At 44.9% G+C, this 9,573-nt stretch carries 7 protein-coding genes; 4 read left to right on the top strand and 3 right to left on the bottom strand.

Annotated features, from left to right (window positions below):
- Positions 1-301: 301 nt before the first annotated feature.
- The gene (locus V7Q33_RS10690; RefSeq protein WP_333819827.1) at positions 302-799 is read right to left on the bottom strand and encodes a GyrI-like domain-containing protein; all 498 of its coding nucleotides are present in this window, start codon (positions 797-799) and stop codon (positions 302-304) included.
- A gap of 306 nt (positions 800-1,105) precedes the next feature.
- On the opposite strand from V7Q33_RS10690, the gene V7Q33_RS10685 reads away from it, so the two are divergent.
- From V7Q33_RS10685 to V7Q33_RS10675, 3 genes are all read left to right on the top strand, one after another.
- Complete coding sequence (locus V7Q33_RS10685) at positions 1,106-3,076, top strand: tetratricopeptide repeat-containing sensor histidine kinase (protein ID WP_333819826.1); 1,971 nt, start codon at positions 1,106-1,108, stop codon at positions 3,074-3,076.
- A 96-nt stretch (positions 3,077-3,172) separates the two neighbouring features.
- Positions 3,173-4,807 carry an ABC-F family ATP-binding cassette domain-containing protein gene (locus V7Q33_RS10680; RefSeq protein ID WP_331974542.1) on the top strand — a complete coding sequence of 545 codons (1,635 nt, stop codon included), beginning with the start codon at positions 3,173-3,175 and terminating at the stop codon, positions 4,805-4,807.
- A gap of 99 nt (positions 4,808-4,906) precedes the next feature.
- Positions 4,907-5,962, top strand: coding sequence for an LLM class flavin-dependent oxidoreductase (locus tag V7Q33_RS10675; RefSeq protein ID WP_333819825.1), 1,056 nt, complete (start codon positions 4,907-4,909; stop codon positions 5,960-5,962).
- 12 nt (positions 5,963-5,974) lie between these two features.
- On the opposite strand, the gene V7Q33_RS10670 is transcribed toward V7Q33_RS10675, so the two are convergent.
- Positions 5,975-7,237 (bottom strand): restriction endonuclease PLD domain-containing protein, encoded by a 1,263-nt coding sequence (locus V7Q33_RS10670; protein WP_333819824.1) that lies wholly within the window; start codon positions 7,235-7,237, stop codon positions 5,975-5,977.
- Between the two features lie 125 nt (positions 7,238-7,362).
- The gene (locus V7Q33_RS10665; protein WP_333819823.1) at positions 7,363-8,367 is read right to left on the bottom strand and encodes a GAF domain-containing protein; all 1,005 of its coding nucleotides are present in this window, start codon (positions 8,365-8,367) and stop codon (positions 7,363-7,365) included.
- A gap of 716 nt (positions 8,368-9,083) precedes the next feature.
- Here V7Q33_RS10665 and V7Q33_RS10660 point away from each other — a divergent pair.
- Entirely contained in the window at positions 9,084-9,536 is a 453-nt protein-coding gene (locus V7Q33_RS10660; RefSeq protein ID WP_333819822.1) for an SRPBCC family protein, read from the top strand.
- Positions 9,537-9,573 lie beyond the last annotated feature (37 nt).

The raw sequence follows: 9,573 nt of genomic DNA, 5'->3' as shown, positions 1-9,573 counted from the left end.
TATAAACTGCCTTAACACCTGAAAAGTTTCATTCACCATGCTATCTATGTGTGAACGATACATTTTCCGCTTTGTGCTATGGGAAAGTTTGCTGACAGTACAGAGCATATCAACTGTATTTCCGTTACTCGATTGGTAGATCGGTAGTTATATACCGATGCTATATATTCATTTCACAGTATTAAATCCCGGATAGTTGATTATACACCAGCTTTCATTCTGTTTCGAGCCGGGATCCAAGGAAAAAATCAATAACGAACAAGGAACCCCGATCAACGAATAACCTGTAGCGAATAGCGTGTTAACCTTGCTCCAACAGGAATACAACATCCGTTATCCACCGTGTTGAGTCGGGTTCGGTGTCTGGATCAGTAATGTAAAATTCTGTACGACCACCCCACGTTACACTGTCCGGTGCAGTATATTTCTTTTCGGGAATCCCTTTCCCGGCAAGCCACGATTCGAGTTTCATGTGTGCATCTTTCAGATTGGCATAATCTCCGGTATAGGTAATCACGGCATACGTTCCCTCCGGGAATACTCCCGGTCTCACCACGGCATCGCCGGTAATAGCCTTCTGAACCGGAACGCCAACTTCCACTTCAAGCACATCATGACGCATAGCGTGATACAAAAAGAAGCAAGGCCCATCAGATGCTATACCACGTTCTGCAAGCCAGCGATATACTTTAGGAACAAGCGGTGGCAGAACAGCAGGAATATCTTCCATGCGCACCGTTTTACGGATCGCCGCATAGTTGCGGGCGGGGCGTTTTTCCAATACAGGTTCTGTCAGCATATATAGTTAATTATGTGGTCGCATGAATGAGCCCGTTAGTCGATAACACTCTCGCAGATCATTGCATGCCGATATGCGAAGCTAAACATAGATGCAACAATCTTGAAGCGCTGATCGCGACAACTTAGAAGGCTGAATGCGACAATATTATACTGAATACACCAAGACCATTATATTTTACCAAGGTATGCCTTTACCAGAATTTCTGAGGAACAAAGCCTAATCGTGAGGAATATTTCTGCCGAGGCCTTGGCAAGAAATATTATATTTGTACAAAGCCCATAGCCCTACAATGAGGAAACAGCAATGAATTTACGAGCACTTGTTTTACTGGTCTGCATCCTCGTTACTTTTTACCTGCGCCAGGCCCGGGGGCAGAAACCTGAAAGAATCGATAGCTTAAAACGCGAACTACACCGGGCGACTGCCGACACGCAGCGAGTAAAGATTCTCTTCGATATTTCCATGAAGTATTGGAACTTTGAGCCTGACTCTGCTATGGCTTATGCCGTTGCCAGTCTCGAAAAAGCAAAAGCCATTCAATATACAAAAGGACATGCCGATGCGTTGCTGCATATCGGGCGATTGAAACGCGACCAGGATAATACTGCGGAAGCGCTTCACGAAATGTTTGAAGCACTGAAGCTATACCGCGGAATGAGCGATAAGGTACAGATCGCCAACGCGCTCAACGACATCAGCATTGTATACGCCAACTCGAACGATCTTGAAAAATCGCTCGAATACTTCAAACAGTCGCTCACAATATTTCAGGAGATGGGCGATGAGAAAGGTGAATCGTATGCGCTTAACAACATCGGTATCATTTACCAGGATTTGGGTAACGAAGCAATGGCAAAAGAATACTTTCTCAAATCACTCCGCATAAAAGAGAAGAACAACGATCTCTACGGAATCTCACGAGGCTATAGCAACCTTGGTTCTATCTCTGAAAATAACAAGCAATGGGACGAAGCACTGCTATATTATTTTAAAGCAGATACGATCTTTGAAAAGACCAAAGACTTGCAGGGGCAGTCTATAAACTTTGCTGCTATAGCACGCATAAAAGAGAAGCAGGGAAAGTTGGCCGAAGCCATTCGCTTTGGAATATTTGCACTGGAAAAAGGAAAAGAAGTAAAAGCACTATCTGCCATGGCAAAGGCCAGCAAGCTGTTAGCTTTGCTTGAAGAGAAACGCAGTAACTATAAAACTTCCCTCGTGTATCAAAAACTATATAATGACGTTGCAGATAGTCTTCACAATGAAACCAATCGTGCCAACCTGGAAGAGTTGAAAGCGCGTTTTAACCTGGAGGAAAAAGAACGCGAGATTGTACTGCTTAAAAAAGACCAGGAGCTGCAACAGGCGCGACTTGAAAGCAGGAACATTATTACCTATTCTCTCATTGCCGGCATAGCAATGTTATCACTGGTGATTGGTTTGCTATACTATGCCTTCCATACAACACGAAGCAAAAAGAACAGCCTGGCCCTGAAGAATGAAGAGATCGAAAAACAGAAGGATGATCTTGATAAACTTAATAAAGAAAAAGATCGCTTCTTCTCCATTCTTTCGCACGACTTGAGAAGTCCGCTTAACTCATTGAAAGGGTTCTCTTATCTGCTTACCGAACATGTTGATTCGCTTACAACGGAAGAACTGATGATGATGCGAACCAAAATCGATAATTCGCTCGATAACCTCACTGAACTCATCAACAATATACTTGAATGGTCGATGACTTCTTCGCACAAGCGCAAGTGGACATTCGACAAGATCAACACTGTTGCGCTTATTCAGAAAAATATAGCACTCTATCACGGCATGGCGGAAAGTAAAGGAATAAAATTACTCTTCAATCCTACCGATGAGCACTATGGCTATGGCGATTACTATGCGATTGATACCGTTGTGCGAAACTTGTTGTCTAACAGCATCAAATTCAGTCATACCAATACAGAAGTTTATATTTCTGTTCGCAGTGAGGAAAATACATTGCTGATCTCGGTGAAAGATCAAGGTGTTGGTATTCCGTACGAGATACAGGAAAAGCTTTTTACACTCAATGAGAATGTTCGCCAGCCAGGAACCAACAACGAAAAAGGAACCGGCCTCGGCCTTACACTTTGCAAAGAACTGATTCGTGAAAACAAAGGCGACATCCATGTAAAAAGCATCCCCGGCGAAGGCAGTGAGTTCATTGTGGCGATACCGGAATATACGCAGTATGCAGAAAGCCACACCACTACGGAGTTACACCTGAACCGTTATTAGTGGCACGTTATCAGATAACTATTTACGTGTAACGATTAACCGATAACGTTTAACTTTCTCAAAGCTATTTCCCATCTTTGCGGCTTATTTAACAGTATGATCTCAGTAGATGCAGTTAGTGTAGAGTTCAATGGTTCAGCGCTCTTCAGTAATATTACCTTCAACATCAACGAAAACGATAGAATCGCCCTCATGGGCAAGAACGGAGCTGGAAAGTCGACTCTGCTCAAAATTATAGCCGGGGTAAATAAACCCACGCGGGGTAAAGTATCTGCTCCGAAAGACGCTGTTATTGCATATTTGCCTCAGCACTTACTTACTGAAGACAACTGTACTGTGTTTGAAGAGGCATCCAAAGCTTTCTCCAAAATTTTGGACATGAAAAAGCAGATGGATGAGTTAAACTCTCAACTTGAAACACGCACTGATTATGAGTCGGAAGAATACTCGAAAATCATTGAGCAGGTGTCTGAGCTGAGTGAGAAATACTATTCCATTGAAGAGATAAATTTTGACGCAGAAGTGGAGAAGACCCTGATGGGACTTGGTTTTCTGCGTTCTGATTTTACGCGCCCTACCAAAGAGTTTAGCGGTGGCTGGCGCATGCGCATTGAGCTTGCCAAAATACTGCTGCAAAAACCTGATCTTATTTTGCTGGATGAGCCTACCAACCACATGGACATTGAGTCTATTCAGTGGCTGGAAGATTTTCTCATCAACAATGCAAAAGCGGTGATCGTGATCAGCCACGATAAAACGTTTGTCGATAACCTGACCAACCGTACCATCGAGGTAACGATGGGTCGCATTTACGACTACAAAACGAACTATACACACTATTTGCAGCTGCGCAAGGAAAGACGCGAACAGCAGCAAAAGCAATTTGACGATCAACAGAAACAGATCGCTGAAATACAGGAGTTTATCGAACGCTTTAAGGGAACTTACTCGAAGACCCTGCAGGTGCAGTCGCGGGTAAAGATGCTGGAGAAAATCGAGATCATCCAGGTGGATGAAGTGGATACTTCAGCCCTGAATTTAAAGTTCCCTCCTGCTCCACGTTCCGGTAGCTATCCCGTTATTGTGGAAGGGCTTACAAAGAAATATGGCGACCATACGGTGTTCAACGATGTATCGCTGACCATTGCGCGTGGAGAAAAGATAGCCTTTGTCGGTAAGAACGGTGAAGGTAAATCTACGTTGGTGAAAGCCATCATGGGCGAGATTGACTTCGAGGGAAAAGTACAGGTAGGTCACAACAGCATGATCGGGTATTTTGCCCAGAACCAGGCATCGCTACTTGATGGTGAACTTACAGTATTTCAAACCATCGACCAGATTGCCGAAGGTGAAATCCGGACAAAGATCAAAGATATACTTGGCGCCTTCATGTTTAGCGGTGATACGATCGACAAAAAGGTGAAATATCTATCCGGTGGTGAACGTACACGTCTGGCCATGATCAAACTCTTGCTGCAGCCGGTAAACCTGCTCATTCTCGATGAGCCAACCAACCACCTCGACATCAAAACAAAAGATATACTTAAAGATGCCCTCAAAGCATTTGACGGAACGCTGATCCTGGTATCGCACGACCGTGATTTCCTGGATGGTCTGGCTACAAAGGTATTTGAGTTCGGTAACAAGCGCGTTCGCGAACACTTTGAAGACATCGCCGGTTTCCTGCGAAACAAGAAGATGGAGAACCTGCGTGAAATTGAGCGCAAATAGAACAGAATATTGTTGATACAATCATTGTTGTGATGACCTTCTACTTTTCCGGGAACTTAATGGAAGATATACCGTGTTCTCGAAAGAAGGAAAGAAATCATGGAACTAGGTGTATATACATTTGCCGATATAGCCCGCGATCCGGCTACCCGGAAGGCAATCACTGCCCATCAACGCATTCGCGATCTCATAGACGAAATTGAACTGGCCGAGCAGGTTGGTCTGGATGTATTCGCGGTGGGAGAACATCATCGCCCTGATTTTGCAGCATCCGCACCCGCCGTTATACTGGGTGCTGCTGCAGCGCGTACCAGCAAGATTAAATTATCCAGTGCAGTTACCGTGTTAAGTTCCGATGATCCCGTACGTGTTTTCCAGCAATTTTCAACCGTTGATCTTTTATCCGGTGGTCGTGCAGAGATCATGGCAGGACGTGGCTCGTTCATTGAGTCGTTTCCGCTGTTCGGCTATGACCTGCGGCTATACGATGCCCTGTTCTCCGAGAAACTTGATCTGTTGTTAAAAATCAACGAGAAAGAAAAAATCACCTGGAGTGGTAAACACCGTGCATCTATTGAAAATCTGGGTATATATCCGCGACCGGTAAATGAAAAACTTCCGATATGGATTGCTATTGGCGGCACACCGGAATCAGTAGCGCGGGCTGCCACGCTGGGGCTACCCATGGCGCTTGCGATCATTGGAGGAACTCCCGATCGATTTGTGCCCCACGTAAAATATTACCGCGAGACAGCAAAAGCTGCCGGCCACGATATACAAAAACTGGGGGTTGGCATCAACTCTCCACTCTATATAGCGGAAACTTCTCAACGCGCTTCCGATGAATTTTATCCCGCATACGCGGATGTAATGACGCGCATCGGTATAGAGCGCGGCTGGCCTCCGATGGATCGTGAACATTATGAAATGATGCGCTCACCGGAAGGTTCACTGCTCGTAGGCAGTCCGCAGCAAGTGATCGATAAGATACTATATGAATACGAGCTTTTTCATCATACACGCTTCCTGGCACAAATAGGTATGGGCGCATTATCACACACACATATTATGAAGTCGATCGAGCTTTTTGGTACGCAGGTAGCACCCGCAGTAAGAAAAGCCATTCAAACGACTGACGTGCCCGTATCTCAGTAAACTATATATGCATTACGACTGGTCGCGTGATGTATCTTTCATGTGTTGATAGAGCGGAACCAGTTTGGTAAACTCCTGCTCGATGGTTTGCACGATTGTGTCATTACCAATGGCAGGATCACCCGGTATATAATTTTTTGCGATGATAAAGCGATAATGCATCCAGTCATCGGCTTGCGTAAATTCCCAGAGTATATCCGGTTGCTGAAATGATTCTACCGCCCTCTGCTCCCCTGCTACTTCGATAAAATATCCGCTTCCAAGGGTCGCTAATAATGAAAGGAAAGTTTTTCGATATACTTCCTCCTGCATCCGCTGGCGAAAATATATACGATCTTCTTTACTTCCGTGTGGCTTTCCCATCGATAACCACACCCCTACAGCCCTGGGCTGAAGTATTACCTGTAGGGTAAGAAAGTTATCCGGCGAAGCTGCTGCATCATAGCGTTTCAATGTCCCTTCACTCCTGCCGTAGGATACAGATATAGTCTTCAACCTGCGTTCAGGTTGATCCTGTAACGCAATACTGCTCACTACAGTGTGTGCATCCGCGTGAAGCTTGAGCCGGGTAACAGCAGGCAATAGCTGCTCATGCAGGGATTTCAGTTTCGCCCGGGCAGCTTCCCGTGCGGTGTGTATTTCCGCTGTATCAATCGATGCGTTTGCAGGACTCAGCGCCTGATAATCTTCCTTCTTGAAAAATTGTGTTTTAAACTTGATGCTGTCCCAGTTAAATCCGCGCGTGGTCAAATCGATAAACAGTTTTTTCTCCTGGCGTGAGATGATATCACGTTGCTTCATTACCGGATACAGCAGATCATATTCGCGGATCATCTCTTCGGTGAGCGGCTCAGCAAATTCATAGTACGTGGTATACCACGAGAGGAGCGCTTCAATATCTTTCGCATCGGTAACTTTGTTGAAGACCTCTTCATGATCTTTAAGTCCTTCCAGCGTAAGTGCACCCGAGCCCGTAAATCCGACCGATTTCCGGAAGGGCTGCTCGAAGATATATACATTGGCATGGAAAGTATTGCGGGTATAAATGCGCACTGTAATGCGGTCCTGGTAATGTTTCCAGATACGTTTCAATACACCGGGCGATGTAAGTCCATCGAGGCCCGTAACAATATCCATTTTCGTTTTGGTAGGAATGCGCGTGCGGATAAAATCAAATCCGGCATCCGATATAGCGGCAGTAGCAATGTAAACATGTTCCGCCTGCTGAAGTATCTTGTCGTTAACCAGCGGAACAGCCAATTTCTTAATGATCATGGCGGCAATATAGGAAATAGCTGCGAGCCATTCGCTGCGCGTTGTGAGCAGTGTGTGTTATAGGCGCGATTGTGCGCGGAAGCAAAAGCCTCGAAGCACGCAGCTCAAAAATTCAAAGCTATCTCTTAGTTGAGATTAAACCGCTTGTAGATACTCTCCATACCTTTGATGCGTTCTTCGGCACGAAAGATTAGCTCTTCAAGCTCTTGCGAGCGTTTTCGTTCGAGGGTAAGATCACGCTCCAGCAATATGACTTCTTTCTTCATACGATCAGCTTGTAACTTGCTTTCGTGCAGAAGTCCTTGCGTTCTCTCCAATGCTTTTATAGCAGCCATAGAAGCAGCTATACGTTCACACGCCTTGTTAATAAATTCGAGCTGTGTATCGTTCAGATTTTCGAGTAACGCCAGCTCCAGAACGCCGTAGGTTTTTCCCTGTATTTTTATCGGAGTAATGAAGATATACTTCGGGGCAACATGTCCTGTCGAAACATGTACATAATCTTCTGGCACCTGCGTGAGTAAAAGCGGTTCACCTTCAGACCAGCATTGTCCGGCGAGCCCTTCACCTTTCATAACAACTTTACTGATCAACCGTTTCTGATCGTCAGGATAGCATGAAACAAGTTTGAGGTATTCATCTTTACTTTCATCGGTTACGGTAAAGAAACATCCCTGGGTGGCACCGACATGACTTACAATACGTCTTGCCAGTGCTTGTCCAAGCCCTGGCAGGTCTTGATAACGATGAGTAATTTCGGTTAGCTCCTGTAATCCATCCGTTATCCACGTGTGCTGCTCATACATTAATTTTACAGAGCGAAGCTGATCCTGTACCTTCTCCAGGTTGCCAGCCATATTTACTTTGTTGGAAGCACGATTTGTGTTGACAAGGCCATTCCATTCAGTCGCAGGATTGCCGGTTGCCAGGGCAATCATCATGTCGTTTGCCTTTTGAATGTTAACCATGGTGCTTTCAATAACAGCGTCCGCATCGCTTGTATCCGAAGGGAATTCATCGTGGTATATATAGTGTCGATTGTGCTGATCCAGTTTCTCCAATAGTTGCCTGAGATGTTCTTCTTCCTGATGAATCATGTTAATAATAACACTGACTACGATTATCCCCATCACAGCAAGTATGACACTCCATACCAGACTGCCTAATAGATATCCAGCCAACGGGGTGACTACGAATAATACCATCAACAAAAACAGAGATGCTTTTACTGAACTCTTTCCCAATCTCTTTCTCCACATATCTTTAAATCTTAAATTTCAAGTAACGTACTGTTCCGATAAAATCATTTCCTGATTAGTACCGCAAACAACGAGAATGATTGAGGTGGAAACAAGGTTGTGTTTACTGACATGGATACATCAAAAACACTTAAAATCGTATCTGTATTTACACGTAGAAATATACCCTGAAGGCACTGCGAATGATGTGAACACTTGTATACGGTTAGACATACATTAACTAAAATTCAGTGATGATCAGAATCACCATGTTTATTCATGGCATTTTAGCTATAGGATGTCTGAAAATCCAAAAGTCACACGTTGCAATCTTCTGAAGCAGGACGCCTGATCGTAAACGTTTGTTCTGCGGTTCGTGCCATGAGCATTTATACGCTGCTTTCAGGGCGAAGCTCGGCTATGAAAAGTATCACGTACTCTCTCCCGACATTCAGAAACCAACTGATTATCAATTATTCTAGTCCTCTCTCCTGCACACCCCTTCAGCTCGCTTGCAGCAGGCAGTAATCATTTCGCTTGCTGCTGACATAAGGTTGTCACACCCATACGCGTACTTCAAAACACAATCATCATCCAAACACACGGTTATGAATAAAGAACTTATTGTCAGGAACAGCATTCAGATTAATGCACCTGTTGCACGCGTATGGGATGCGCTCACCAATCCCGAGCAAACCAAAAAGTATATGTATGGATGCGAAGCACTCTCCGACTGGAAACCCGGAAGCCCGCTGATCTGGAAAGGTATATTTGATGGAAAAGAACTTGTTGCCGTAAAGGGAAATATTGTCGACATACGCGAGAATGAATACCTGGCGTATACCACCATCGACCCGAACATGGGGCTTGAAGATATACCCGAGAACTATGCCACCGTTACCTATACGCTTGCCGATAACAACGGCAAAACAAACCTTACAGTAACACAAGGCGACTTTGCCAAACTCGCCAACGGCCAACAACGCTACGAAGACGCCACTCGCGAAGGTGGCTGGGGACCGCTGTTAGAAGAGATTAAGAAACTGGTGGAAGCGTCTTGAAAGTGGTGATGTGTTGGCGTGTTAAAGTATTGAAGTT

This window comes from Ohtaekwangia sp., assembly GCF_036786105.1.
GTDB lineage: Bacteria > Bacteroidota > Bacteroidia > Cytophagales > Cyclobacteriaceae > Ohtaekwangia.
Note: the sequence above shows the minus strand (reverse complement) of the source record. Positions and strands in the feature narration are given on the sequence as shown.

Excerpts from the sequence above, each read along its gene's own strand:
- V7Q33_RS10665 (WP_333819823.1), bottom strand. The coding sequence starts at position 8,367 with ATGGGGATAATCGTAGTCAGTGTTATTATTAACATGATTCATCAGGAA.
- V7Q33_RS10690 (WP_333819827.1), bottom strand. The coding sequence starts at position 799 with ATGCTGACAGAACCTGTATTGGAAAAACGCCCCGCCCGCAACTATGCG.
- V7Q33_RS10670 (WP_333819824.1), bottom strand. The coding sequence starts at position 7,237 with ATGATCATTAAGAAATTGGCTGTTCCGCTGGTTAACGACAAGATACTT.
- V7Q33_RS10680 (WP_331974542.1), top strand. The coding sequence starts at position 3,173 with ATGATCTCAGTAGATGCAGTTAGTGTAGAGTTCAATGGTTCAGCGCTC.
- V7Q33_RS10660 (WP_333819822.1), top strand. The coding sequence starts at position 9,084 with ATGAATAAAGAACTTATTGTCAGGAACAGCATTCAGATTAATGCACCT.
- V7Q33_RS10675 (WP_333819825.1), top strand. The coding sequence starts at position 4,907 with ATGGAACTAGGTGTATATACATTTGCCGATATAGCCCGCGATCCGGCT.
- V7Q33_RS10685 (WP_333819826.1), top strand. The coding sequence starts at position 1,106 with ATGAATTTACGAGCACTTGTTTTACTGGTCTGCATCCTCGTTACTTTT.